Source organism: Ruegeria lacuscaerulensis (assembly GCF_013031245.1).
Taxonomy (GTDB): Bacteria; Pseudomonadota; Alphaproteobacteria; order Rhodobacterales; family Rhodobacteraceae; genus Ruegeria; species Ruegeria lacuscaerulensis_C.
On the sequence record NZ_WPZL01000001.1, the window covers coordinates 130707 to 156814 of the forward strand.

General features: G+C 58.3%; 25 protein-coding genes. 17 read left to right on the forward strand and 8 right to left on the reverse strand.

The annotated features are described in order from the left end of the window. Positions 1 to 8 precede the first annotated feature (8 nt). On the reverse strand, positions 9 to 899 hold the full coding sequence (locus tag GOX66_RS00695) for a LysR family transcriptional regulator ArgP (protein WP_170758636.1): 891 nt from the start codon (positions 897 to 899) through the stop codon (positions 9 to 11). Between the two features lie 86 nt (positions 900 to 985). Here GOX66_RS00695 and GOX66_RS00700 point away from each other — a divergent pair, with 86 nt between their 5' ends. The 6 genes from GOX66_RS00700 (at position 986) to GOX66_RS00725 (ending at position 6760) form a co-directional block, all read left to right on the forward strand. Further along, a complete protein-coding gene (locus GOX66_RS00700) occupies positions 986 to 1585 on the forward strand; it encodes a LysE/ArgO family amino acid transporter (RefSeq protein WP_170758638.1) in 600 nt (199 codons plus the stop codon). Between the two features lie 40 nt (positions 1586 to 1625). Beyond that, a complete protein-coding gene (locus GOX66_RS00705) occupies positions 1626 to 2534 on the forward strand; it encodes a DMT family transporter (protein WP_170758640.1) in 909 nt (302 codons plus the stop codon). Between the two features lie 87 nt (positions 2535 to 2621). After that, complete coding sequence (gene betI, locus GOX66_RS00710; RefSeq protein ID WP_170758642.1) at positions 2622 to 3194, forward strand: choline-binding transcriptional repressor BetI; 573 nt, start codon at positions 2622 to 2624, stop codon at positions 3192 to 3194. Next, positions 3191 to 4699 (forward strand): choline-sulfatase, encoded by a 1509-nt coding sequence (gene betC / locus GOX66_RS00715; protein ID WP_170758644.1) that lies wholly within the window; start codon positions 3191 to 3193, stop codon positions 4697 to 4699. Before betI ends, betC begins: the two co-directional genes overlap by 4 nt. An 84-nt stretch (positions 4700 to 4783) precedes the next feature. Then, the gene (gene betA, locus GOX66_RS00720) at positions 4784 to 6442 is read left to right on the forward strand and encodes a choline dehydrogenase (RefSeq protein ID WP_170758646.1); all 1659 of its coding nucleotides are present in this window, start codon (positions 4784 to 4786) and stop codon (positions 6440 to 6442) included. Between the two features lie 78 nt (positions 6443 to 6520). After that, positions 6521 to 6760 (forward strand): HP1242/YdcH family protein, encoded by a 240-nt coding sequence (locus tag GOX66_RS00725; protein WP_170758648.1) that lies wholly within the window; start codon positions 6521 to 6523, stop codon positions 6758 to 6760. 54 nt (positions 6761 to 6814) lie between these two features. Here GOX66_RS00725 and GOX66_RS00730 read toward each other — a convergent pair whose 3' ends face one another. Further along, on the reverse strand, positions 6815 to 8215 hold the full coding sequence (locus GOX66_RS00730; RefSeq protein ID WP_170758650.1) for a helix-turn-helix domain-containing protein: 1401 nt from the start codon (positions 8213 to 8215) through the stop codon (positions 6815 to 6817). A gap of 64 nt (positions 8216 to 8279) precedes the next feature. Then, positions 8280 to 9485: a multidrug effflux MFS transporter gene (locus GOX66_RS00735; protein WP_170758652.1), complete on the reverse strand. Its 1206-nt coding sequence runs from the start codon at positions 9483 to 9485 to the stop codon at positions 8280 to 8282. 180 nt (positions 9486 to 9665) lie between these two features. Between GOX66_RS00735 and GOX66_RS00740 the strand changes: the two genes are divergently transcribed. The 3 genes from GOX66_RS00740 to GOX66_RS00750 all read left to right on the forward strand — a co-directional run bounded on the left by GOX66_RS00740 (position 9666) and on the right by GOX66_RS00750 (position 12281). Then, positions 9666 to 11198 carry an acyl-CoA carboxylase subunit beta gene (locus tag GOX66_RS00740; RefSeq protein ID WP_170758654.1) on the forward strand — a complete coding sequence of 511 codons (1533 nt, stop codon included), beginning with the start codon at positions 9666 to 9668 and terminating at the stop codon, positions 11196 to 11198. 186 nt (positions 11199 to 11384) lie between these two features. Continuing rightward, entirely contained in the window at positions 11385 to 11792 is a 408-nt protein-coding gene (locus tag GOX66_RS00745) for a DUF6497 family protein (protein ID WP_237212396.1), read from the forward strand. A 135-nt stretch (positions 11793 to 11927) separates the two neighbouring features. Beyond that, entirely contained in the window at positions 11928 to 12281 is a 354-nt protein-coding gene (locus GOX66_RS00750; protein ID WP_170758656.1) for a hypothetical protein, read from the forward strand. Between the two features lie 87 nt (positions 12282 to 12368). On the opposite strand, the gene GOX66_RS00755 is transcribed toward GOX66_RS00750, so the two are convergent. Then, positions 12369 to 13520 (reverse strand): DcaP family trimeric outer membrane transporter, encoded by a 1152-nt coding sequence (locus GOX66_RS00755; RefSeq protein WP_170758658.1) that lies wholly within the window; start codon positions 13518 to 13520, stop codon positions 12369 to 12371. 650 nt (positions 13521 to 14170) lie between these two features. On the opposite strand from GOX66_RS00755, the gene GOX66_RS00760 reads away from it, so the two are divergent. Both GOX66_RS00760 and GOX66_RS00765 read left to right on the forward strand, forming a co-directional pair. Next, positions 14171 to 14374 carry a hypothetical protein gene (locus GOX66_RS00760; protein WP_170758660.1) on the forward strand — a complete coding sequence of 68 codons (204 nt, stop codon included), beginning with the start codon at positions 14171 to 14173 and terminating at the stop codon, positions 14372 to 14374. A gap of 117 nt (positions 14375 to 14491) precedes the next feature. Next, entirely contained in the window at positions 14492 to 16537 is a 2046-nt protein-coding gene (locus GOX66_RS00765; RefSeq protein WP_170758662.1) for an acetyl-CoA carboxylase biotin carboxylase subunit, read from the forward strand. 76 nt (positions 16538 to 16613) lie between these two features. On the opposite strand, the gene GOX66_RS00770 is transcribed toward GOX66_RS00765, so the two are convergent. Beyond that, positions 16614 to 17060: a DUF4174 domain-containing protein gene (locus GOX66_RS00770; protein WP_170758664.1), complete on the reverse strand. Its 447-nt coding sequence runs from the start codon at positions 17058 to 17060 to the stop codon at positions 16614 to 16616. 168 nt (positions 17061 to 17228) lie between these two features. On the opposite strand from GOX66_RS00770, the gene scpA reads away from it, so the two are divergent. From scpA to GOX66_RS00800, 6 genes are all read left to right on the forward strand, one after another. After that, a complete protein-coding gene (gene scpA, locus GOX66_RS00775) occupies positions 17229 to 19355 on the forward strand; it encodes a methylmalonyl-CoA mutase (protein WP_170758666.1) in 2127 nt (708 codons plus the stop codon). A gap of 102 nt (positions 19356 to 19457) precedes the next feature. Then, entirely contained in the window at positions 19458 to 20060 is a 603-nt protein-coding gene (locus GOX66_RS00780; RefSeq protein WP_170758668.1) for a VOC family protein, read from the forward strand. Then, on the forward strand, positions 20057 to 20545 hold the full coding sequence (locus GOX66_RS00785; RefSeq protein WP_170758670.1) for a GNAT family N-acetyltransferase: 489 nt from the start codon (positions 20057 to 20059) through the stop codon (positions 20543 to 20545). The genes GOX66_RS00780 and GOX66_RS00785 overlap by 4 nt, the downstream gene beginning before the upstream one ends. Before the next feature lie 45 nt (positions 20546 to 20590). Further along, on the forward strand, positions 20591 to 21271 hold the full coding sequence (locus GOX66_RS00790) for a molecular chaperone DjiA (protein ID WP_170758672.1): 681 nt from the start codon (positions 20591 to 20593) through the stop codon (positions 21269 to 21271). 4 nt (positions 21272 to 21275) lie between these two features. After that, positions 21276 to 22268 carry an endonuclease/exonuclease/phosphatase family protein gene (locus GOX66_RS00795; protein ID WP_170758674.1) on the forward strand — a complete coding sequence of 331 codons (993 nt, stop codon included), beginning with the start codon at positions 21276 to 21278 and terminating at the stop codon, positions 22266 to 22268. Between the two features lie 38 nt (positions 22269 to 22306). Beyond that, positions 22307 to 22681 (forward strand): hypothetical protein, encoded by a 375-nt coding sequence (locus tag GOX66_RS00800; protein WP_170758676.1) that lies wholly within the window; start codon positions 22307 to 22309, stop codon positions 22679 to 22681. Between the two features lie 2 nt (positions 22682 to 22683). On the opposite strand, the gene GOX66_RS00805 is transcribed toward GOX66_RS00800, so the two are convergent. The 3 genes from GOX66_RS00805 to GOX66_RS00815 are packed head-to-tail and all read right to left on the reverse strand — an operon-like array spanning position 22684 to position 26041. Then, on the reverse strand, positions 22684 to 24228 hold the full coding sequence (locus GOX66_RS00805; protein WP_170759274.1) for a Ppx/GppA family phosphatase: 1545 nt from the start codon (positions 24226 to 24228) through the stop codon (positions 22684 to 22686). A gap of 49 nt (positions 24229 to 24277) precedes the next feature. After that, complete coding sequence (locus GOX66_RS00810) at positions 24278 to 24967, reverse strand: HdaA/DnaA family protein (protein WP_170758678.1); 690 nt, start codon at positions 24965 to 24967, stop codon at positions 24278 to 24280. Continuing rightward, positions 24968 to 26041 carry an AI-2E family transporter gene (locus GOX66_RS00815; RefSeq protein ID WP_170758680.1) on the reverse strand — a complete coding sequence of 358 codons (1074 nt, stop codon included), beginning with the start codon at positions 26039 to 26041 and terminating at the stop codon, positions 24968 to 24970. Positions 26042 to 26108 lie beyond the last annotated feature (67 nt).

Sequence of the window (26108 nt, forward strand, 5' to 3'; positions counted from 1 at the left end):
CAGGAGCATTACGAATTCGCAGGCAGAAGCGCGTCGACCGCTGCCCGCCTGACCGCACTGGTCAGTGGAGCAAGCGCCGAGCCCAGCACACGGCCAATCTGCCAGGTCAACGGCACGTCAAGCGGTGCGTCGGGCAGAACGGGGCACAACCTCCCGTCTTCCAGCGCATGTTGCGCAATTCCAATGGGATTCATCCCCCAACCCAGGCCGGCAATGGCAGCCTCCACAAAGCCGTGTGAAGTCGGCAGGAAGTGTGACGGTGGCGATATCCGGCGGCCTGTCTGTGCAGCAATCCACGATTTCTGAAGGCCGTCTTTGCGGTTGAAAGTCAAACAGGGTGCGCGGGTCAGTGTGCATTCGTTCACGCCATCGGAGAACCAGCGGCGCATGAAATCTGGGCTGGCGGTGGCAATGTATCTCAGGTCGCCCAACGTAACAGCGTCACAGCCCGAAACGGGCTGTCCACCAACGGTTATTGCGGCGCTGACCTCTCCGCGTCGCAGCCATTCCGCGGAATGGTCCTGATCATCGACAACCAGGTCGAACAACAACCCTTCCACCTGTGCCATTGCGTTAATGAACCACGTCGCCAGCACGTCGGCCGGAACCGCAATCCGGACTCGCGCCGGGCCTGTCGCCCGATCCAAAGTCAGCTCGCGGGCCAGTTTGGTCTCGAGCAGCCCGATATCCTCGGCGTGCCGTGCGATACGCAATCCTGCAGGAGTACCGGTGCAGGGCGTGCTCCGGTTGATCAAGGTCGCGCCCACGCGATCCTCCAGTGCCTTGATCCGCTGCGATATGGCCGACGGCGTCACCGCCAATTCCGCCGCTGCGGCCTCAAAGCTGCCATGGCGCAAAATCGATGACAGGGCGGACAAGTGGATGGGATCCAGCAGCATTAGTCAAACTTAATCAAGATCAACATCTTTAAATTGATAGGACGCCACTTAGCCCGTAGTCAACATCACTGAACACAGGAGGTTTCATGCCCACGTCCCTGATTGCCGGCTTCGCTCTGGGTTTTAGCCTTATCCTTGCTATTGGCGCACAGAACGCCTTTGTGCTGCGTCAGGGATTGCGGCGTGAACACGTGTTTCCACTGTGCCTGACCTGCGCGGTTTCGGATGCCGTCCTGATCGCGGCGGGTGTAGCGGGGTTTGGAACTCTGGCGCAGGTCTTGCCCTGGTTCGAAACAATCATGCGATATGGCGGTGCGATCTTCCTGACGTGGTATGGGCTGCGCAGTCTGCAATCGGCGTGGCGCGGAGGGGCCGCGATGGATGTGGCCAAGGGGCAGAGCGCCAGTCTGCGCTCGGTTCTGCTGACGGTGCTGGCCTTTACCTGGCTCAACCCGCATGTCTATCTGGATACGGTCGTTTTGATCGGATCGATCTCAGCACAGTATGACGATCGGCTGGCATTTGCCGTGGGGGCCATGCTGTCCAGTTTCGTATTCTTCTTTTCTTTGGGCTACGGGGCAGGGGTGCTGTCACCGGTTTTCGCACGATCTCGGGCATGGCAGGTGCTGGACGTGCTGATCGGCGTGGTCATGCTGACCATCGCTCTCAAACTTGTGGCGATGTGACGGGTTGCCCCCACGGGGGTTTCGGTGTTCAACCGTTAACATGACAACTCTCACGGCCCCATACCGCCCATTAGTGGGCATGTTCTGGATGTTTTCTGCTGGGTTGTCCTTTGTGGTCATGACTGCGCTGGTCAAGTCTTTGGGTTCCACGATGGACCCGATTCAGGCGGCGTTCCTGCGGTTCGTTTTTGGATTGGTCTTTTTGTTGCCCGCGTTGCGTCTGGTTTTAACAACACATCTGACGCGCAGACAGCTGACTTTGTTTGGGGTGCGCGGGATCGTCCATGCCGTGGCAGTGATGCTGTGGTTTTTCTCGATGACGCAAATCCCCCTGGCCGAGGTCACGGCGATGAACTACATGACCCCGGTTTATGTGACATTGGGTGCGGCACTGTTTCTGGGTGAGAAGCTGGCCATTCGCCGGATAGCAGCGATCATTGCCGCGTTGATTGGTGTTCTCATCATCCTGCGCCCCGGGTTCCGGGAGATTTCGCCGGGGCACCTCACCATGCTGGGCACAGCTCTGGCGCTTGGCGGTTCATACCTGATTGCGAAGGTGCTTGTCCGCGATTTACCGCCCTCGGTCGTTGTGGCCCATATGTCGATCTGGGTGACCATCGCCCTGATTCCCTTTGCCGTCGCCGTTTGGTCTCCACCCAGTATGCGCGATTTGGGAGTGCTGTTTCTGGTCGCCAGCTTTGCCACCGCAGGACACTATTTCATGACGATAGCCTTGAAAGCCGCGCCTGTCGCGGTCACCCAGCCCGTGACGTTCCTGCAGCTGATCTGGGCGACCTTGTTGGGAGCGCTGGTTTTTAACGAAAGCGTCGATGTCTGGGTTGTTGCGGGTGGTACGCTGATCCTGTCCGCCGTCAGCTTCATCGCCTGGCGTGAGGCGGTTCTGAACCGAAGCAACTTGACGACCCCCAGTATTGCACCCAAACTTTAACCGTTCAGGGCGGCTCAAACTGTTATTAATTGACGAGTCAATAAAAACCTCGTAGCGTTTTCCCACCAACGCTGTGAGGGGGGAACGATGCCAAAACTCGGAATGGAACCAATCCGTCGTGACGCGATCGTCAAAGCGACGATTGCCGAGCTTGGGTCGAAAAAATCCCTGGACGTGACCGTCAGTCAGATCGCCAAGCGGGCAGGAATGTCCAGTGCCCTGGCGCATCACTATTTCGGCGGCAAGGACCAGATCTTTCTGGCTGCGATGCGTCGTATACTGTCCGATTTTGGCGCCGAGGCGCGGGAAGAACTCAGAAAGGCAGCCCCCAACGAACGGGCACAGGCCGTTATCCGGGCCAGCTTTGCGCCGTCTTGCTTCACGCCCGATGTCATCGCCGCGTGGATGACGTTTTACGTTCTGGCGCAGACAAACGATGACGCGCTGAGGCTGTGGCAAATCTATCAGGCGCGTATCCGTTCCAACCTTATCGACGCCCTGCGTCCAATGCTAAGCGATCCGGTCGAGGCTGCCGAGAACATGATCGCACTGATTGACGGGCTGTATATCCGTGCTGCGCTCAGCGCTCCGGAAGAGCCGCAACTGGCCGTCAACCACGCACTGCGTGTCCTCACCACTCTGCTCGAGGCTGAAAAATGACAAAACCCAACATTCTGATCCTGATGGTGGATCAGTTAAACGGGACCCTCTTTCCTGATGGTCCTGCTGACTGGCTTCATGCACCGAACCTGAAGAAACTGGCCGAAAAATCGACCCGGTTTGCCAACGCTTACACGGCTTCACCCCTCTGTGCCCCGGGGCGGGCCAGCTTCATGTCGGGTCAATTGCCAACGCGCACCGGCGTTTACGACAACGCTGCAGAGTTCCGCAGCGATATCCCTACCTATGCGCACCATTTGCGCCGTGCGGGCTATTACACCTGCCTGTCCGGCAAAATGCACTTCGTCGGCCCAGATCAGTTGCACGGGTTCGAGGATCGCCTGACCACCGACATCTACCCGGCCGATTTCGGCTGGACCCCGGATTACCGCAAACCGGGCGAGCGGATCGACTGGTGGTACCACAATATGGGTTCGGTGACGGGCGCAGGGGTGGCCGAGATATCCAATCAGATGGAGTATGATGACGAGGTCGCCTACAACGCCAAGGCCAAGCTCTATGATCTGGCGCGCGGCAAAGATGACCGCCCGTGGTGCGTGACTGTCAGCTTTACGCACCCTCACGACCCCTACGTGGCGCGTCGCAAGTATTGGGACCTATACGAAGACTGCGAACATCTGCTGCCAGAGGTTTCGAACCTTGGCTATGACAATCAAGACCCACATTCGCAGCGTATCTTCGACGCCAACGACTGGCGCAGCTTCGACATTATCGAAGAGGACATCCGTAAGTCGCGGCGCGCGTATTTTGCCAATATCACGTATCTCGACGACAAGATCGGCGAAATCCTCGAAGTGCTGGAAGCCACGCGGCAGGATGCCATCATCATGTTCGTCTCGGACCATGGCGACATGCTGGGGGAACGTGGTCTTTGGTTCAAAATGAACTTCTACGAAGGTTCGGCGCGGGTACCGCTGATGATTTCTGCGCCGGGAATGCCGGCCGGCCGCATCGATACGCCCGTTTCCACAATTGACGTCACACCGACCCTTGGTGCGTTGGCGGGTGTGGATATGGCCGAGATTGCCCCGTGGACCGATGGTGAAGACCTCGTTCCGCTGGCCAATGGAACGGAACGGACTGCGCCAGTCATGATGGAATACGCCGCCGAGGCGTCCTATGCGCCCCTGGTTTCGCTGCGCTATGGCAAGTGGAAGTACAACCGCTGTGCGCTGGACCCGGATCAGCTTTTTGATCTGGAAACCGATCCGCACGAACAGGACAACCTTGCAGACCATCCCGACCACTCAGGTACGCTGGAATCTCTGCGGGCAAAATCCGAGGCGCGTTGGGATCTGGATCGGTTCGACGCCGATGTCCGCGCCAGCCAGGCCCGCCGCTGGGTCGTGTACGAGGCGCTTAGGCAGGGCGGTTATTATCCGTGGGATTACCAGCCTCTGCAAAAAGCGTCCGAGCGTTACATGCGCAACCACATGGACCTGAATACCGTTGAGGAAAACGCCCGTTTCCCGCGTGGCGAATAACCTCTTCATCTTTTTGAAAATACTCCCGCCGGAGGCGATGAGATTTCGTGAAATCTCAACCCGGAGGGTTATGGAGACCTGAAAATGGAAGCAGATTTCGTCATCGTAGGCGCAGGATCCGCAGGATGCGCGATGGCTTATCGACTGAGCGAGGCGGGCGCCTCGGTTCTGGTGATCGAACATGGCGGCACCGATGCCGGCCCTTTCATCCAGATGCCGGCGGCGCTGAGCTATCCGATGAACATGCCAATGTATGACTGGGGCTACCGGTCCGAGCCCGAGCCGCATCTGAACAACCGTCAACTGGCCTGTCCACGCGGCAAGGTAATTGGCGGGTCATCCTCGATCAACGGCATGGTATACGTACGCGGCCACGCGCGCGACTTTGACACCTGGGCCGAGATGGGGGCCGATGGCTGGTCCTACTCGGACGTGCTGCCCTATTACAAACGCATGGAGACGTGGCATGACGGCGGCCATGGTGGTGACCCGAAATGGCGCGGAACCGACGGCCCGCTGCATGTCTCGCGCGGTCCGCGAGAGAATCCATTGTTTCAGGCCTTCGTCGATGCGGGACAACAGGCAGGGTACGAAGTCACCGGCGATTATAACGGCGAAAAACAGGAAGGTTTTGGGCCGATGGAACAGACCGTCTGGAAAGGACGGCGCTGGTCGGCGGCGAATGCCTATCTGAAGCCCGCGCTCAAGCGCGACAACTGCGATATCGTGCGTGGATTGGCGTGTCGGGTGGTCATAGAAAACGGACGCGCGACCGGGATTGAGCTGGTGCGCGGTGGCAAAAAAGAAATCATCCGCGCCCGTCGCGAGGTGGTTCTGGCGGCGTCGTCGATCAACTCGCCCAAATTGCTGATGCTGTCCGGGATTGGATCAGCCGCGCACCTGACCGAACATGGGATTGAGGTTGTCGCTGATCGTCCGGGCGTAGGTGCGAACCTGCAGGACCATCTGGAGCTTTACATTCAGCAGGCGTCGCTGCAGCCGATCACGCTGTACAAGCATTGGAACCTGGTCAGCAAAGGCTTGATCGGGGCACAATGGCTGTTCACCAAAACCGGCCTGGGCGCATCGAACCAGTTCGAAAGCGCGGCTTTCATCCGGTCGAAGCCAGGTGTGGAATACCCCGACATTCAGTACCACTTCCTGCCGATTGCTGTCCGTTACGACGGGCAGGCCGCAGCCGAGGGGCACGGGTTCCAGGCCCATGTTGGCCCGATGCGCTCACCATCACGCGGCGCGGTCACCCTGCGTTCGGCCAGGGTCGAGGATGCGCCTGTGATCCGTTTCAACTACATGAGCCATGAAGAGGATTGGGAGGATTTCCGCACTTGCATCCGTATGACGCGCGAAATTTTCGGTCAGGATGCCTTCAAGCCCTATTCGGGCAAGGAAATTCAACCGGGCGCCGAAGTTCAGACGGATGAAGAGCTCAACGCATTCATATCCGAACATGCCGAAAGTGCCTATCACCCCTGCGGTACCTGCCGGATGGGCCGAGCCGATGACAAAAACGCGGTGGTCGATCCCGAGGGCCGCGTAATCGGAGTGGATGGGTTGCGTGTCGCGGACAGCTCGATTTTCCCGCAGATCACCAACGGCAACCTAAACGCGCCTTCGATCATGGTCGGTGAGAAGATGTCGGATCATCTGTTGGGTAAAGAGGCATTGTCAAAGGCAAATGACCGCCCGTGGATTCATCCGGCATGGGCAACCACCCAGCGGTGATTTGATCAGCGTCAAAGCGGGGTGGGGCGGTATCCTATAGACCTGAATCGCAACGACATATTTGAGGAGCGAACAGGAATGTCCCACACCCCACATGAACTGGCCGAAGAGTTTCCGGACAAGGTTGAATTGATGAGTCAGCTCAAGCAATCGGATGCGCATTTTGCCCGGCTGGCGGATGAGTATCACGAGATCAACCGCACTGTGCATCGCGCCGAAACCAATGTCGAGCCGATGGAAGATCTGGCCGAGGGTGAGATGCGTAAGAAGCGCGCAGCGTTGAAGGACGAGATCTGGGCGATTTTGTCGAAAGCCTGACACCATGAGGCGGGGGCGCTGCCCCCGTCACAGCCAGCCGCGCCCTCTTTTTGGTCAAGTAACTTCGTACGGCAGCGTGCCGCGTGTATGGGTATCAATGGAAAGCCGCCTTTCCAGTGGCGGAACCGAGCGTTGGTGGCAGTTTTGCCGCTCGCAGATACGGCACGAGATGCCGATCGGCTCATAGGCACTGGCATTGTTGATATCGAGGTTATCGGCATAGACCAACGCCTCGGCGTGGCGGATTTCACACCCCAGCGCAATGGCATATCGGCGCACGGGTGCGCCATATGAACCTCCCGATTTCGACACATCCCGTGCGAGAGAAATATAACGGACGCCATCGGGCGTTTCCGCGAGTTGCCGCAGGAAATGGCCGGGGGTTTCAAAGGCGCGGTGGACGTTCCACAGGGGGCACGCGCCACCGAACCGGGCAAATTGCAGACGCGTGGCCGAGTGGCGCTTGGTGATCGTTCCGGCCTGATCTACACGCACGAAAAAGAACGGGATACCTTTGGCACCCGGTCGTTGCAGGGTGGACAGCCTGTGCGCCACCTGTTCGATGGATGCTCCAAAACGGTTGCTGAGCAACTCCAGATCGTGGCGGTAGTCCTGCGCGGCGGTCAGAAACGCCTCGTAAGGCATAAGCGACGCCCCGGCGAAGTAATTGGCCAGACCGATCTTGGCGATTGAGCGGGCTTCATCGCTTTGGAACTTGGCAAAATCCAGGGTGGCCTCAAGCAGTTTATCCTGACTCAGCAAAGCGACCTGCAACAGCAGTTGAAACACTTGCGTTTGCGGGAAGCTGCGGGACGAGAGCAGCAGTGTTTTGCTGTCGGCATCGTATTTGCGGATTTCTTGGATTTCCACAAACTGAACCCGAATGCCGCGCTCTGCCAGACTGTTGATGGCTGCGGCCCGGACGCCGCCGGCTTCCTCGGCCCGTGCGGCAAACCTCTCGGCTGCGCGGTCGACGGCATCTATATAGTTGTCGCAATAGTGGAAAAAATCGCGCACTTCTTCCCACGGGCTTGCCTGAATCCGTGCGTCTTCGCGCCCTAACGCTTCGTCCAAAGAGGCTAGGCGCTCATGGGTTTGCCGATAGGTTCTGTGCAATGCGATGAACGCACGGGCAAGGGCGGGAGCGTTCGAGGCCGTCAATCTCAGGTCCGCCAGCGGCGGTGTGGCATCGTCGAATATTGGATCGGCCAGCGCCTCGCGCATGTCCGAGACCAGTCGTTCGCTGTCCCCTGTGCTAAGCTCAGTAACGTCCATTCCAAACTCCTGAGCCAGCGCCAGAACAACCGTGGTCGAAATCGGCCTGTTGTTGTTCTCCATCTGGTTCAGATAGGGCAGCGAAACGCCCAGTTTGGCGGCAAATTCCTTCTGCGTCAGTGTCAGGCGTGTGCGCATTTCGCGCAGCTTCGCACCGGCATAGAGTTTTTGGGTGGCCATAGCCTGCCTTTGCAACTTTTCTGTTTCTGCAAGCTAGCTTTGCAAACCCGTTAAGGCAAGTTTCCTAAAGTCCCAACCGTCTTTCGCGTCGGATCACGGCGGTGATGGCAAAAATTGCGAGAACAGCGGTGGTCAGCATAAGCCAAAGCAAGGGCATCGCACCTGTATCCTGCGTCAAAAGTGCTCCGGCCAATGCGCTGAGGGCGGCTCCGGTTCCCAGCATGATGGCGCCGCTCAGGCCTGATGCTGTGCCTGCAAGGTGAGGGCGGACCGACAATGATCCTGCGGTTGCGTTGGGAATGGACATACCGTTTCCGATGCCCACGAACGTCATGAACCCAAAGAAACTAAGCGCTGTTCCCAAACCGGCCAGAAACAAGGTTGCTGACAGGGCCACGCCAATCGCATTGAGCCAGCACCCCCAAAAGACCATGCGATTTACTCCGAAACGAACAGAGAAGCGTCCGCTGATGAAGTTTCCTACGAAATACCCGATGGCCGGAGCGCCAAAATAGAATCCTACTTTTGCGGCAGTCATGCCGAAAACTTCGGTTCCGATAAAAGGAGCGCCGCCCAGGTAAGCGAAAAACGCGCCTGAGGACAAAGCTGACGACATGGCGTATCCCCAAAACCGGGGCGACGTCAGAAGCTCGGGGTATTCACGGAATTGCTGAAGCAGGGACCGGCCGCTTTTTGCCGCCGTTTCACCGAAATCCTGATAAGTCGGGATCAATGCCAGCGCGGCCAGTCCGAAAGGCAGCCAGAAGTTTGCTTTCCAGCCGAAGCTTTCCTCCAACAGCCCGCCAACAGCTGGTGCGATCATGGGAACCACTGCCATTCCCATTGTCACGTAACCAATCATTGAGGCGGCCCGATCCTGTTCATACATATCGCGGACAGCGGCCCGGCTGAGAACCTGGCCGACCACGATAACTGTCTGGCACATCCTGAATGCCAGGAAGGTTTCGACATTCGGGGCGTAAATGCAGCCAAGTGTCGCCAACAGGAACAGGGCTAACCCTCCCAGAATGACAGGCCTGCGTCCCAGTTGATCTGCCAGCGGGCCAATCAGGATTTGCAGCACCGCATTTGTCAGCAGGTAAAGTGAAATCGACAGCTGCATGATTTTGTAGTCGGCGTCGAAATGGACTGCCATATTGGGTAAGCTTGGCAAAAGCAGATTGATGCTGAGCGCGGACATTCCCGACAGCAAAACCAGCGTCAGGAGGGTGGGCGGAGTGCGACCGACAGAGGTGGAACTGAACTGCATGGTTCACTCTTAGGGCTTGTCATTGGAAAAGGCCACCGGGTTGATCGGGCGCGGATGACATTAACAAATTTGCAGTTTTCCACTGGCACATTTTCAAAGTTTTGCAAATTTGCCGAAAAGACCTTTGGCTTGGGATCACCTGTCTGTATGTTCGGGCAAATTTTACAGGGGATCAACGTCATGAAAGACATCCTTACCGAGCTTGAAGACCGCCGTAACGACGCCCGGCTTGGGGGCGGGCAAAAGCGTATCGACGCACAGCACGGGCGTGGAAAGCTGACAGCGCGCGAGCGGATCGAACTGCTGTTGGATGAAGGTAGTTTCGAAGAGTTCGACATGTTCGTCAGCCACCGCTGCACCGATTTCGGGATGGAAAAACAAAAGCTTTCGGGCGATGGCGTTGTCACTGGCTGGGGCACGATCAACGGCCGGATGGTCTATGTGTTCAGCCAGGATTTCACTGTGTTCGGGGGGTCTCTTTCGGAAACCCACGCCCAGAAGATTTGCAAGATCATGGATATGGCGATCCAGAATGGTGCGCCCGTGATCGGCATCAACGACTCGGGCGGAGCGCGCATTCAGGAAGGCGTGGCATCACTGGCGGGTTATGCCGAAGTGTTCCAGCGCAACATCATGGCCTCGGGCGTAGTGCCGCAAATCAGTGTGATCATGGGTCCCTGCGCCGGTGGTGCGGTCTATAGCCCGGCAATGACCGACTTTATCTTCATGGTCAAAGACACCTCGTACATGTTCGTGACCGGACCCGACGTCGTGAAAACCGTAACCAACGAAGTGGTCACCGCTGAGGAACTGGGCGGAGCTTCGACCCACACCAGGAAATCTTCGGTCGCCGATGGCGCGTTCGAAAACGATGTCGAGGCGTTGGCAGAGGTGCGTCGTCTGGTCGATTTCCTGCCGCTCAACAACCGCGAGAAGCCGCCGGTTCGCCCCTTCTTCGACAGTCCTGAACGGGTCGAGACTTCGCTGGACACTTTGATCCCGGACAATCCGAACACGCCCTACGACATGAAGGAACTCATCTCCAAAGTGGCGGATGAGGGCGATTTCTACGAGATCCAAGAAGACTTCGCCAAGAACATCATCACCGGCTTCATCCGTCTGGAAGGGCAGACCGTGGGCGTCGTGGCCAACCAGCCGATGATTCTGGCGGGTTGTCTGGATATCGACAGTTCGCGCAAGGCCGCACGGTTCGTTCGGTTCTGTGACTGTTTCGAGATTCCAATCCTGACCTTTGTGGATGTACCGGGCTTTCTGCCCGGGACGTCGCAGGAATATGGCGGTGTGATCAAGCACGGCGCCAAACTTCTGTTCGCATATGGCGAGGCGACGGTTCCCAAAGTGACCGTGATCACTCGCAAGGCCTATGGTGGCGCTTATGACGTTATGGCCTCGAAACACCTGCGCGGTGATTTCAACTATGCCTGGCCCACGGCCGAGATCGCAGTGATGGGTGCCAAGGGTGCGACCGAGATCATCCACCGCTCAGACCTGGGTGACGCCGAGAAGATCGCGCAGCACACGCAGGATTATGAAGACCGGTTTGCCAACCCCTTTGTTGCCGCCGAGCGGGGCTTCATTGATGAGGTGATCATGCCGCAATCCACCCGCCGCCGTGTGTCCCGGGCCTTTGCCAGCCTGCGCAACAAGCAGCTGAAGAATCCGTGGAAAAAGCACGACAATATTCCGCTGTGACGGGTGAGATGTGAATAATTTACCGGGCCAGCCGCATATTGCAGCACAGTCTGCAGGCTGGCCGGGTAAGATTACCGGATGGCAAGTTTGACTTTGAGGCCAAAGCTGCTAATGAAATGCCCTATCAGACATAGAACCGCGCAGGCCAATAGCCATGCGCGCGCGACCCCGGAGAGAGGAGCTCACTTGTGGGTCTGGGGTCGCGCCTTTGCTATGGTCCTGTTGGGATGGGCGTCGCCTGCTTTCGCGCAATCTGACAACCTGCTGCCGGTGCCGTCCGGACAACCCGTGCATCTGAGCGATGTCCTGCTGGACAATAACCCGGGTGAGCTTTGGGTGAGGTTTCGCTTTATCGCGCCTAAGATCGGCTCCACCGTTGGGCGGATCGGGTATGATGTCGCTTCGGCGGATATGGAGCACCTGTGTCAGACCCTCGCGGTTGCCTATGTAGCGAAATATGAACTCGATCCCGCGCGAGTTGTTATTTCTCTGTCCGACCGGCCAATCGAGTTCGGGCGTTCATCGCCTGACGCAACTCAGTATTTTGAAGCCTACCGGCTGGAGCAGTCCCGGTGTATCTGGGAGGGGCTCTGATCATGAAACCCCATTTCACGTCATCAGAGCGTTTCTGGACACCAATACGGCTTTGGAGGTGCGCGACATGATCCCGTCCAATCTCGGGTACACGTTTCTTTTTCCCATGAACTATAAAATCGAGGAGGTGCCGGTATGCTGAAACATCGCGGATTTCCCGGACGCATGCCCGGAACCGATTTTCAGTTCACCATTCGCCGGGCAAATCCCAAGGGCGTCACCTCCCTGACCCGGCGTGAGAGGTTTCGCGACCGCAAGCCGGCGGACCGCCGCGCGGACGCGGCCTTCATGGAGGCGTTGTGGGAACACTTCGGTGATCAGCCATTCGAGCGTGGCAATCTGGACGCCGGGCGCCTGAGCTGGTTTTTCGAGCGTGAGGTCGTTCCGGCCGAAGACCCGTTTGATCCGGCCAGTTATGATGCGTTGTTGGTGATTGATCCGGACGTGGCTCGGATGTCCTTCCCCGACATTTTCGACGGGGTGCGGTGACTCATGCAAGCCGCTGTCGCACATACCAATCTTGGGGCTATCCCGGCAAAAACCCTGCCCAAGGTCGGGCAGGGTGGGTATGTGCGCTCAGAAATTCAACTGAGCGGCCACCTGGACCCGGTTGCCATCAAAAGTCCGGCCCGTGGGCGCGTCGTTCCTTTCGCCGTAGATATATTCCGCGCTGAGGGTCAGATTGTCAGTGGCCTTGTAAAAGGCGTTTACGTGGATCGTTTCAAGCTCGGTAAAAGACAACGTGCCAGTCGAGGTCGGCAGGTCGTAGCTTTCCCTGCCATGGGAGATACCGACATTCCATTTGGGGCCGAGGTCCTGGCGGAATTCAATGGTATATCCGTCAACGTCGTTAGCCTGACCGCCGACAACCGGATCACCCAGACCGATCATGTAGGGACCAAGCGCCTGGCCGTTGACATAGTTGACCTGGAACAGGCCGCCTTCCCACGGACGGATCGATCCGGACACGGTGAAACCTGTCTGGTCGACTTCAACTCCTCCACCTTCGGCCTTGCCGTACAGCGCCGAGGCGCGGGCGACATAAGTGCCATCGTTATATTCAACCGCCGCAGTCAGGACCGGATCGTTGGAGTTCGAACCGCCGACATTCTCTTCGATGGAAGTCGAAAACGTTGTGTTGGTAGCAAATCGGTTCGAATAGCGAACCTGCGGAACGCGGGCAAAAGGAATACCAACCGGGCCGTTGAATTCAACCGAGGTCGGATAGGTGTCCAGCGGCATGAAATTGGTCCATGTCTGACCAATCAGCCAGTTGTCTCCGATCGTGATATTGGCGTGGCGCAGGCGCAGCTCTGCAGTACCGTTCGAGGCGAACAAGTCCAGCTCAAGCTGACCGCCGATTTCACCAATGGCGCTGGGTGTGCTGGTGCGCAATCCGATCCGGGACTGGCGAACAGTTGCACCAAAAGTGCCGCTGGTCGCGGCCGATGGTTCACCGATGACGTTCACAAAGGCGGTATCACCCTGGTCAAATTCGAAGTCATAGAAAAAATCGGCCTTGATGTAGCCATAGACATCAAGAGTGGTGTTTCCGATCCTCAGATCTCCGGTGCCAGAGCCAGGGTTCGCGGCCTCCAGGGCCTCGACACGGGCGCGCAATGCATCCAGTTCGGCCTGGGTTTGGGCGTCTTGGGCAAAAGCAAGCGTGCTGGTCACACTAAGAGCAGAGGCAGCAAGCAGGATTGCCTTTTTTCTCTTTGTAATCATGTGAGTGTTTCCTTGTGTGCAAGTGTACAAACTCAAGGTTTCACGCAAATGTCAGCGTTGGAAATCACGAGAACGGGATGGAAATTGATAATTTGCTCATGCAAAAGTGTGTTTAAGACCACGGTTTTTCACAGCATGGTGAACAGATCGGTTAACATTCTGTTCGTGAATATTATTTTACTGCGGGTAATGCCGCCGATTCGTGATGTTGCATATGCAGAAAACCGTAATGCCCGAGGAATTTGTAACGGGAACGTGACGGATTTGGATGCCAAACCCACGCATGCGGCCATGATCCATGTCGGCACGAATTTGCGCGGGATTTTGCCAGATTGGCGGTTTCCAGCCGGAATCTCAGTTGGAAACAAACCTTTGTTTGCGGTGTCGATTATGCCGTGCAATCTGAACGGGCAGTGCGGCTCTACTTTGCCTGCGCCGCACAAGCACCTACTATTCCGTACCCCTTCCTTCCGCGGGCAGGTTTGTGAAACCCACAAAATCCTGCCCGCGTTTTTCTTTGTGCACACTACGCGCTTCAAGCGGCATAAACCTGCGCAAATACCCACTTCACCGCCCCTGTTATTGAATAACAACGCCTGGTTGCGGCAAGTGCCCCCGAATGAGTCAAGAAACCTAAAGGGGCAGAAGACATGCGATTCTCACGTATTTACCTTGCAGTGGCGGCCTGTGCCGGCCTTGCCGCGTGTGGTGACAGCACGGGCGAACAGGCGCTGCTTGGCGGCGGCGCAGGAGCGGTGGGCGCGGCGGTCGTCAGCGCCGACCCGCTGTTGGGCGCAGTGGTCGGTGCAGCGGGCAACGTGCTGTACTGCAAGACGCAGAACAACTGTAGGTAACACCGAATGCACTGGGGCGCGCGTCGCCCCGTCCGTCATCGCGCATCACGCCGTCGCAGGGTCAATTCCCCGCGGCGGCGTTTTGCGTTTCCAGAACACAAAGACAAAGGACGTTCCATGTTCAACAAGATCCTGATCGCCAACCGGGGCGAGATCGCCTGCCGGGTCATCAAGACCGCTCGTAAGATGGGTATCGGCACTGTTGCCATTTACTCGGACGCGGACAGAAACGCGTTGCATGTGTCGATGGCGGACGAAGCGGTTCACATTGGCCCTCCGCCTGCGAACCAGTCCTACATCGTGATTGACAAGGTGATGGAAGCAATTCGCCAAAGCGGGGCGCAGGCCGTGCATCCCGGATACGGTTTTCTGTCCGAAAACTCGAAATTCGCTGAAGCGCTGGATGCTGAAGGCGTAGCGTTTGTCGGCCCCCCGGTTGGCGCGATTGAAAGCATGGGGGACAAGATCACCTCGAAGAAAATCGCGCAGGAAGCGGGCGTTTCGACCGTGCCCGGTTACATGGGCCTGATCGAAAACGCGGATGAGGCGGTGAAGATCTCGAACGACATCGGCTATCCCGTGATGATCAAGGCCAGCGCCGGCGGCGGTGGTAAAGGCATGCGCATCGCCTGGAATGATGAAGAGGCGCGCGAAGGATTCCAGTCGTCCAAGAACGAGGCAGCTAATTCCTTTGGCGACGACCGGATTTTCATCGAGAAATTCGTGACTCAGCCGCGCCACATCGAAATTCAGGTGCTTTGCGACAGCCATGGCAATGGAATCTATCTGGGCGAACGTGAGTGCTCGATCCAGCGCCGTAACCAGAAAGTGGTGGAGGAGGCGCCGTCGCCGTTCCTCGACCCGGAAACGCGTAAAGCGATGGGTGAGCAAGCGGTGGCCTTGGCCAAGGCCGTGAACTATGCCAGCGCGGGCACGGTGGAATTCATCGTCGATGGTGACAAGAACTTCTATTTCCTGGAGATGAACACTCGTCTGCAGGTGGAACACCCGGTGACCGAACTGATCACTGGTGTCGATCTGGTCGAACAGATGATCCGCGTGGCCGCGGGTGAGAAACTTTCGATCACACAGGACGACGTGACCCTGACCGGCTGGGCCATCGAAAACCGTCTTTATGCTGAAGACCCCTATCGCGGCTTCCTGCCGTCGATTGGTCGTCTGACACGCTATCGCCCGCCGCAGGAAACCGCTGCCGGTCCGTTGCTGGTCAACGGCAAATGGCAGGGTGACGCGCCCGAAGGCGAAACCGCCGTGCGCAATGATACAGGCGTCTATGAAGGCGGCGAGATCAGCATGTATTACGACCCGATGATTGCCAAGCTGTGTACCTGGGCTCCGATCCGCGAACAGGCGATCGAGGCCATGCGCGTGGCGCTGGACAGCTTCGAGGTTGAGGGCATCGGCCACAACTTGCCGTTCCTGTCCGCCGTGATGGACCACCCGAAATTCATCAGTGGCGACATGACCACGGCCTTCATTGCCGAAGAATACCCGGATGGGTTCCAGGGGGTAACTCTGCCCGAATCCGACCTGCACCAGATCGCGGCCTCCTGCGCGGCGATGCACCGAGTTGCTGAAATCCGCAGGACGCGCGTTTCCGGCCGGATGGACAATCACGAACGCAAGGTCGGCAAACGTTGGGTTGTGACGCTGCAAGGTCAGGAATACCCTGTTCAGGTGAATGCTGACCGAGAAGGCGCAACGGTCAAATTCGAAGACGGTACCACCTTGCGCGTGGCATCGGACTGGACGCCGGGTGATCAATTGGCGGTGCTGGACGTGAATGGCAGCCCGCTGGTTCTGAAGGTCGACAAGATCTCGGGCGGGTTCCGCATCCGCAACCGGGGGGCGGACCTGAAGGTGCATGTGCGCCGTCCGCGGCAGGCAGAACTGGCCAGAATGATGCCAGAAAAACTGCCGCCGGATACCTCAAAAATGCTGCTCTGCCCGATGCCCGGTCTGATCGTGAAGGTCGATGTTGAAGTTGGGCAGGAGGTTCAGGAAGGCCAGGCGCTGTGCACCGTCGAGGCGATGAAGATGGAAAACATCCTGCGCGCCGAGAAGAAAGGCACCGTAGCCAAGATCAACGCAGGCCCCGGCGACAGCCTCGCCGTAGACGATGTGATCATCGAGTTTGAATGATCATGACCGCGCATTTGCCATATCTCCATAAGTTCCCGGTGTTCTGCGCCGGGTGCTATGGGCGTGGCGAAGGCGCTCAACCGCCCTCGCGCCGTTCACGAATCTCGCGTTCGCGCAGGGGCGTCTTGTCGATAGAACGGCCGATTTCGCGGACGCTCCAGGGGCTGGGTTTGCGCAGTTTGACGACGCCGTCCTTGTCGACGAACACCATCTGGAACCCGCGTGGACGCAGCTGTGCCCGAATCGGAGACCGCGCCGATGGGTCGGTATCGGTCAGGACTACGACATCCCGGTCCCGCATCGCATCTTCGCCCTCAAGCAGCATGTCGATTTGTTGTTGGAACCGCGGGTCTGCAGGTGTGTCAGCGAAAACGACAATGGGTCGGCTGACCCATAGATATTCGCTTAATTCGCTGTCACCGGCAGGGCGGACGAAATCTTCACCGGCGGGTGCAGACCCATCCGCCGCCAAAGCGGCCAGCGGGAATAGTGCCGAGAAAACAAGGGCAAGCGTTCGTGTCATGAGGCCTCCTGTTCGTTTGAATATAGCCTCTGCGTCGACGAATGCGACCAGCGAAATGAACATGGCGTTCAAAATGTTGCGCTTAGCCGTACCCGAACGGGCGGCACTGAACATCACAATGCGCGGGCCATGCCCCGGCGCGATCCGAATTGAAAAGAGGAAATCGCTATGACCGATACGAAGGACTGGCAGGCGCTGGCCGAAAAAGAGCTGCGCGGTCGCCCGTTGGAAGACCTGACCAAAGAGACTTTGGAAGGCATCGACGTCAAACCGCTCTACACGCACGACGATACCGCCGATCTGCCACATATGGGGTCCTTGCCCGGGTTCGGTCCGTTCACGCGCGGGGTAAAGGCGACGATGTATGCGGGGCGTCCGTGGACGATCCGTCAGTATGCCGGGTTCTCGACAGCTGAGGAATCGAACGCGTTTTACCGCCGCAATCTGGCTGCGGGGCAGCAGGGTGTCTCGGTGGCCTTCGATCTGGCGACGCACAGGGGGTACGACAGCGACCACCCGCGCGTTGTTGGCGATGTGGGTAAAGCCGGTGTGGCAATAGACAGCGTCGAGGACATGAAGATCCTGTTCGACGGCATTCCGCTGGACAAGGTCTCGGTCTCGATGACGATGAACGGCGCGGTGATCCCGATCCTGGCAAGTTTCATTGTCGCGGGTGAAGAGCAGGGGCACGACAAATCCGTACTGTCCGGCACTATTCAGAATGATATTCTGAAAGAATTCATGGTGCGCAACACCTATATCTATCCGCCCGAGCCGTCGATGCGGATCATCTCGGACATCATTGATTTCACATCGAACGAGATGCCCAAATTCAATTCGATCTCGATCTCGGGCTACCATATGCAAGAGGCCGGGGCGAACCTGGTGCAGGAGTTGGCTTATACGCTGGCTGATGGTCGTGAATACGTGCGCGCAGCGACCGAAGCCGGGATGGATGTGGACAAGTTCGCGGGCCGTCTGTCGTTCTTCTTCGCTATCGGTATGAATTTCTTCATGGAAATCGCCAAACTGCGCGCTGCTCGCACGTTGTGGCACCGGGTGATGACCGAGTTCGGCGCGAAATCCGAGCGTTCGAAAATGCTGCGAACTCACTGCCAGACCTCTGGCGTGTCGCTGCAGGAGCAGGACCCCTATAACAACGTGATCCGCACCGCCTATGAGGCGATGAGCGCGGTTCTGGGCGGCACCCAGTCGCTGCACACCAACGCACTGGATGAGGCGATAGCGCTGCCCACCGATTTCTCGGCCCGCATTGCGCGGAACACGCAATTGGTGCTGCAAGAAGAAACGGGAGTGACCGATGTGGTCGATCCTTTGGCGGGCTCGTACTATGTTGAAAGCCTGACCAATGAACTGGTCGAAAAGGCCTGGGCGCTGATGGAAGAGGTCGAGGAAATGGGCGGTATGACCAAGGCTGTCGCCTCGGGCATGCCCAAGTTGCGCATCGAGGAATCGGCAGCGCGCCGTCAGGCGATGATCGACCGGGGCGATGAGGTAATCGTCGGGGTCAACAAATACCGCAAGGAACAGGAAGACCCAATCGACATTCTGGACGTCGACAATGTCGCCGTTCGTGAGGCCCAAGTTGCGCGGCTGGAACGTATCCGCGCAACACGTGATGAGGCTGCGTGCCAGACCGCGCTGGCCGCACTCACCAAGACTGCCAAAGAGGGTGGAAACCTGCTGGCCGCTGCCGTCGAGGCCGCCCGCGCCCGCGCATCCGTAGGAGAGATCAGCATGGCAATGGAAAAAGAGTTCGGTCGTCACCGCGCCGAAGTGAAAACGCTGGCCGGTGTCTACGGGGCGGCCTATGAGGGCGACGAAGGCTTTGCAGCCATTCAGAAATCCATCGAGGAGTTCGCTGAAGCCGAGGGTCGTCGACCGCGATTGCTGGTGGTCAAGATGGGGCAGGACGGTCACGACCGGGGCGCCAAGGTGATCGCCACCGCCTTTGCCGATATCGGGTTTGACGTGGACGTTGGACCATTGTTCCAAACCCCGGCCGAAGCTGCACAGGATGCGGTGGACAACGACGTGCACGTCGTCGGCATCTCGTCGCAGGCAGCGGGGCACAAAACACTTGCACCGCAGCTGGTCGAAGAGCTGAAAAAGGCAGGGGCCGAGGATATCATCGTGATCTGTGGTGGTGTCATCCCGCAGCAGGATTACCAGTTCCTCTATGATCACGGCGTCAAGGCGATCTTTGGGCCGGGCACCAATATCCCCGAGGCCGCGCAGGACATCTTGCGTCTGATCGGCGAGGCCAAAGGCTGACCCCACCAAGATTTTCAACGAAAAATCTTGTGATCCTGTGCCTTTGACGAAAACATGCGACCAGATCCGTTTGGGTCTGGTCTTTTTCACAGGAGGGCGCGCGTGTTACTGGATCATCTGGCCGTTGCGGGCGAAACGCTCACAGAGGCGTCTGCTCATATCGAACAAGCGTTAGGCGTACCGCTGCAGGATGGCGGCAAGCACGAAAAGTTCGGCACCTACAACCGGCTGCTGGGCCTGCGGAATGGGCTTTATCTGGAGGCCATCGCGATAGACCCGGAAGCCCCCAATCCCGAAAGAACCCGGTGGTTTGACCTGGACCGGTTTAAGGGTCAGCCCCGCCTGACCAACTGGATTTGCCGGGTGTCAAATATCGCAGAGTCGCTGACTGTCTTTCCCGACGGTGTCGGTCGTCCAATTGACCTGGCTCGTGGGGCTCTGCGATGGCAGATGGCGGTTCCGCCCAATGGGCGCTTGCCCTTTGACAACCTGTTCCCGGCGCTCATTCAGTGGCACGGTGATCTGCACCCGGCCAAGATGCTGCAGGACAGCGGCTGCCGTCTGCAGCGCCTCGTGGTTTACCATCCGGAGGCTTTGGACTTAGCGAGGCTTTTGGGGGATTTGGAGATGGTCGTGTTTGACACCGGACCTGCCGCATTGCAGGCTGAGTTCGAGACACCTCATGGCAAACGCGTGCTGGAATGATAACCCGGCAAGCTCAGGTTGCGGATGCAGCCGCTATTGCTGCGATCACCAACGCGATCATCCGCGAGACGCTCGTCACCTTCACGACCGATGAGCGGAGCGCCGAAGATATTGCTGTTGATATCAAAAACCGCTGTCCAGCTTATCTTGTGGCCGAAGTCGACGGGCAGGTGGTGGGTTTTGCCACCTATGGCCCGTTTCGTTCCGGGCCGGGATATGCGCGGTGTCGCGAGCATACGATCCAACTGGCCCCTGAGGCGCGCGGGCGGGGCGCGGGGCGGTCGTTGATGTGGGCCCTTGAGGCCGTGGCGCAGGCAGAAGGCGTGCACGTGCTGGTGGCTGGCATTTCTTCGGCCAATTTGGACGCCATCGCTTTTCACGCGTCGCTCGGTTTTTCCGAGGTCGGTCGCATGCCAGAGGTTGGTTTCAAATGGGGCAAATGGCTGGATCTTGTGCTGATGCAGAAAATTCTTGCCGCGGACTGATTAGTCGCACCTGACAGTCGCGATTTGGGACGCTAGGGTGCGCTCATGTCGATCTGGACTCGTATATCCGACGCGCTGAGCGCGCTTGCACAGGGCGAAAGCCTGACCGCGGTTTTTGAGAAACTGCGAACGCCCCCGGAACGTTCGGTCGCGTTTGCAATTGCCGTGATTGCGCTGGGCGCGAAAATGGCCAAGGCCGACGGGCAGGTTACACGGGACGAGGTGACCGCCTTCCGTGACGTGTTTCAGATTGCCCGCGAAGACGAGGCCGGCGCGGCGCGCGTCTTTGACATGGCCCGAACGGACGTTGCTGGCTATCAGGACTATGCCCGTAAAATCGCCCGGATGTTTGCCGATGACAGCACTACACTGTGCGACCTGATGGAGGGGCTGTTCCACATCGCGATGGCGGACGGATTCTATCACCCCAACGAGAACGAGTTTCTGGAGGAAGTTAGCCGGATTTTCGGTCAGACCGACGCCCAGTTTATGGCCCTGCGTGAGCGGTTCGTGCCCGACGCGCCCAAAGACCCCTACACGGTTCTGGGTGTCCCGCGAGACATGCCGCTACCCGATATTCGCAAGGTCTGGCGACAGCTAGTACGAGAGACGCACCCGGATGCGATGATGGCACGCGGTGTGCCCGAAGAAGCCATTCGGCTGGCTGAGAAAAAGATGATCGACATCAACCGCGCCTGGGACGAGATCAACGGCGCGCGGGCCTGAGCGGATGCGGCTGGCGACCTACAATATCGAATGGTTTGCCAACTTGTTTGATCGCAAGGATAACTTGCTTGTCGATGACAGCTGGTCCGCTCGCCACGACGTGACCAAGGCGCAGCAGGTTGAGGCGATTGCAAAGGTACTGACCGCAGTCGATGCGGACGCGGTGTTGATTGTCGAGGCACCGAATACAGGAAAAACGCAGGACACCATCCGCGCGCTGCAGAACTTTGCCGAAGCCTTCGATCTGCGCACATCCCATGCCGTGATGGGGTTTGCCAACGACACGCATCAAGAGCTTGCCTTGCTATACGATCCGGCTGTGCTGACGGTTCGCCATGATCCGAAGGACGACGAGAAGTCAGCTCCGCGTTTTGATGGCGTGTTTCACATCGATCTCGATATTGATGCGACCGAAGACCACGTGCGCTTTTCCAAGCCACCAATGGAACTGGCCGTTCAAACCCGCGCAGGGGGGCAGTTCCGCCTGATCGGCGCGCATTTGAAATCCAAGGCGCCGCACGGGGCCCAGACGCGGGACGAGGCGATCCGCATCTCGATCGCGAACCGGCGCAAGCAACTGGCACAAGCCGTTTGGCTTTCCCGGCGGGTTGAGGTGCATATCGACGCGGGGGAGCACGTCATTCTGATGGGTGACCTGAATGACGGCCCGGGCTTGGATGAGTTCGAACACCTGTTCGGACGATCCTCGGTCGAGATCGTGTTGCAGGCCGGAATGTTCGATCCGCATGCGGCAACCGCATTTGGGGCACCGTCGGGCAACCCTCCTTCGACCGCCCGGTTTGCCCGCCCGGACGGGCAATTTCTTGAGGCTCTGCTTGACTACATCATGATCAGCGACAACCTGCGCGCGCGCAAACCAAACTGGCGTATCTGGCACCCTTTTCGGGACGCGGCCTGTCAGACCTCAGAAGATCTGCACGCGGCATTGCTGACCGCATCCGATCATTTCCCCGTCACGCTGGATATCGACCTCTGACCTTTCATCAAGTGGTCGTACCGCCTATATTTTGCGTCATGAAACACTTTATTCCGATCTGCGCGATAACCCTGACCCTGGCACTTCCTGCCAGCGCCGAGGAAGACACTGGAAAGTCGCTGATGGAGCAGGGGGCCGAACTTTTCTTCGAAGGGTTGCGCCAGGAAATGGAGCCGGCGCTGGACGACCTGCTTGGACTTGCCGATCAGTTTGGTCCGGCCATGAAGTCCTTTATCGAGGAAATGGGCCCTGCGTTGGCGGAACTGGCCGGCAAGGTTCAGGATTGGAGCGCCTATGAAACGCCCGAGATGCTGCCAAATGGTGACATCATCATCCGGAAAAAACCGCCCCAGGACCCTGAAGACATTCCTGAGCAATCCGAAGAAGAGCCGGACGGGGCAACGGAAATCTGACTTTAGCCTTTGATGATCACTCGGGTTTCGGACTTCAGGGCATTCGCCAGTGAGTTCAGGCGCGCCTTGGCGACCTCATTGAACAGAGGGACAGCCGCCGAAGGCAGCCGCAGTTCGAGTTGGCGCTTTTTCGGGTAGAAACGCAAAGTCCCCATTTTGGCATTGCTTTGCATCCAAAGCATCGCGCCAAACCGCATGGCCTTGCCCAGAATCTCAGCTTGTTTCTGGTCTTTCTCATCCAGCAATTTGTATAGCGGTTCGAACCGGTTGCCTTCGCGCTTGTTGCGATACCGGTGCTGCAGGGCGAGGCCGATGAAGACCCGCTCGGAATGTTTCAGACCGCCCAGATTGGCGCGGGTTACGTTGTCGAAACAGACCTCGGCGCGGTAATCGGGATGGGCGCGCCAACTGACGTCGTGCAACAGACAGGCCGCCTTGACCAGACGAATCCGCGCGGGTGGGGCGGACTTGAACACCGGCATCACGAAATCATACAGGTGCTTGCCGAAACCGGGCAGACGAGCATCCTTAGCCTCCGAGAACCGGCTGGCCTCGATCAGCGGGTCGCAGTCGCGCAGGTTTTGCGACATCTGTTCGTACAGCAGCCCTTCGCGGATGCCATAGCTCGAAATCGCGATGTCTTTTGGTTTGAACGTGCGGATCAACCGCGCCAGCACGTCCATCGCGTAGGGGATCAGCGCCATGCGGGAACTGGACACGCCTGCTTGGCTGCGCAGTTTGTCCGGGTCACCTTTTTCGATGAATTTGATGGTTTGATGAACCTGCTTGGTAGTCATGCGGTATTCATGCAGAACGTTCAGGGGATAGCCCCGGCGCAGCATGTCCAGACGCGCGAAAGCCCGCCAACTGCCGCCGACAAGGAACAGACGGTCCCGTTGCGGACCCATCTGGTTGCGAAGGTCTTCCATCGTCGTCTTGATATGCGCCTTGCGCGCACGGCGCCCGCCTTTGATATCGCGCAGTTTCAATGGACCCAAAGCGGAGGTCACGCGCCTTCCGACATCACCACCGCCGATCTCGGCCAGTTCCATCGAAGATCCACCGATGTCGCAGATCAGCCCGTACGCACCCGGCCAGCCCAATAGAACGCCCTGAGCGGACAGGCGCGCCTCTTCGGCGCCGTCAATGACCGATACCGTCAGGCCCGTTTCGGACTTCACTTCTTCACAGAAATCCGGCCCATCCTTGGCCTCGCGTACCGCGGCGGTGGCCACGACATGCAGTCCCGGCAGACCAAGATCGTCGGCTAATTGTTGAAATCGGCGCAAAGCGGCTAGTGCACGTACACGTCCGCGCGGGTTGAGACGCCCGGATTCCGAAAGACCGGCCCCAAGCTCGCACATGACCTTTTCGTTGTAGAAATAGGCTGGCGACCGCGCCGCTCCGTCAAAGATCACCATCCGAACCGAGTTCGATCCGACATCGACAACGCCTACCCGCGAAAGGGCGCGGGCTTCGGGGTTGTCGAACAAAGGTTTTCCGAAAGGTCCCCAATCCGGGATGTCGGTTTCGACAGTCTGATCCATATCATTTCCAGATTTTCCGGTCGCAGTTTGCGAAATCGCCAGTTGCGGGTCAATTGTCAGGTTCGACATCTTTTGAGTCCGAGTTCAGAACCCTCACTGCCAGCGCACGTGTGATCTCGCGCTTTTCCGACAGGGCAAGTTGATCAAGGCGCGCGACAACCTCGGCAGCAGTTTCAAATCGCCGGTCCATGTGTTTGACCAGATAAGCAATTACTTCTGGACCAGGGTTCAGCTGGCGATCAACGAACAGTTTGGCCAGAACGGCCCCCAAAAGCGCGTCATCTGGCGGGTCCAGAGCGACGTGATGCGCGCCTTCGATACGGCTTTGCAGATCCGGCAGGGGCAGTTGCCACAGCTTCGGCGCCAGCCGACCGGTCATCAGCAGGGCGCGCCCCTCGGCAAGGGCCAGATTGTGCAGATGAAACAGGGTCTTTTGTTGTTCGATGTCGCCTGCGACCATCGGGATATTTTCGACCGCAATCGGGGTGCGGGCCAGATTGGGCACATCGTCGTAGCGCACATCCCGGGCCTGAATGATCCTGCCCCCCGTTTCTGCCGCCCAAACATGTGCCAGATGCGTCTTGCCAGAACCGGCAGGGCCGCTGAGCACGAGTTTGTTGCCGGGCCAGGACGTGGCCGAGATCATCGCAACGGCCAGCGCGTTGGCGGGTGACACAAAGAAATCCTCACGACCCAAGGCAGTCTTGGCCGGAAGATCAAAGCTCAGTTGTCGGGCCATTCATTCTTTTTCCTGATTCAGCCCTTCAAGGCCGGTATATAGCCGGCTGTCCAGATAGATTGACGTGGCAAACCGCGCCACCACCCCCAGTGCGGCTGCAACGGGTACCGCGACCAGCATGCCGACAAAGCCAAACAGCGCGCCGAAAACTGACAACGCCAGCAGCAACCAGACCGGGTGCAGACCGACCGAGCTACCGACCAGTTTGGGGGTCAGAAAGTTGCCCTCGGTCACCTGACCCAGCGCAAAAATACCTGCGACCAGCGCGATCTGGGTCCAGTCGCCCCAGAACTGGAACAAGGCCAGACCAATGGCCAGCGCGCCGCCAATCAGGGCACCAAGATAGGGGATGAATGTGACCAGACCGGCAATAAAGCCAACGATCAGCCCGAATTGCAGACCAACAACCATGAGTGCCACGGCGTAGTAAGTACCGAGGATCAGACAGACGGTTCCCATGCCGCGCACAAACGAGGCCAGAACGGCATCGATTTCCCCGGCCAGACGCTTAATCGTAGGGGCGTGATCACGGGGCAAAAGCTCTCCGATGCGGGCGATCATGCGGTCCCAGTCCAGCAGCAGATAGACCGCCACGACCGGAACAATGACCAGCAGGACAACCACGTTGATCGCGGACCCCAACGAGGCCACAACCGATTGCAGCACGTCTCCGGTTTTGGACTGCAACGTCTCGCCCAGCGAGACCAGCGCCTGATGCGAACTGGATTCACGGTCCAACAAAGAAGGGAATTGCTTTTCGACGAAGCCGCGCAGTTCTTTGAACAGGCTGGGTAACACCTCAACCAGATCGATCAGCTGTGTAATTAACGCGGGCACGACCATCAGAATGGCCAGAACAAAGCTCAGTACCCCGACAATGGTGATTATCCCGGTTGCCGCCATGCGAGACAGGCCCATGTTTTCCAGCCGGTCCGCGACAGGATCAAGGAAATAGGCGATCGCTCCGCCGATCACGAAGGGCAGAAGAACATCGCCAAGCGCCCAAAGCAGCACCGCAAATACCGCAGCGGCAATCCCCCAGTACCTGAGCTGATCCTTCACCGGCAAAGCCATTGCTGTCCCCTTGTTTTCGGCCCTTGCAGGTGTTCTTGGCGTATGCGGCCCTGTGATGCAAGCGCTT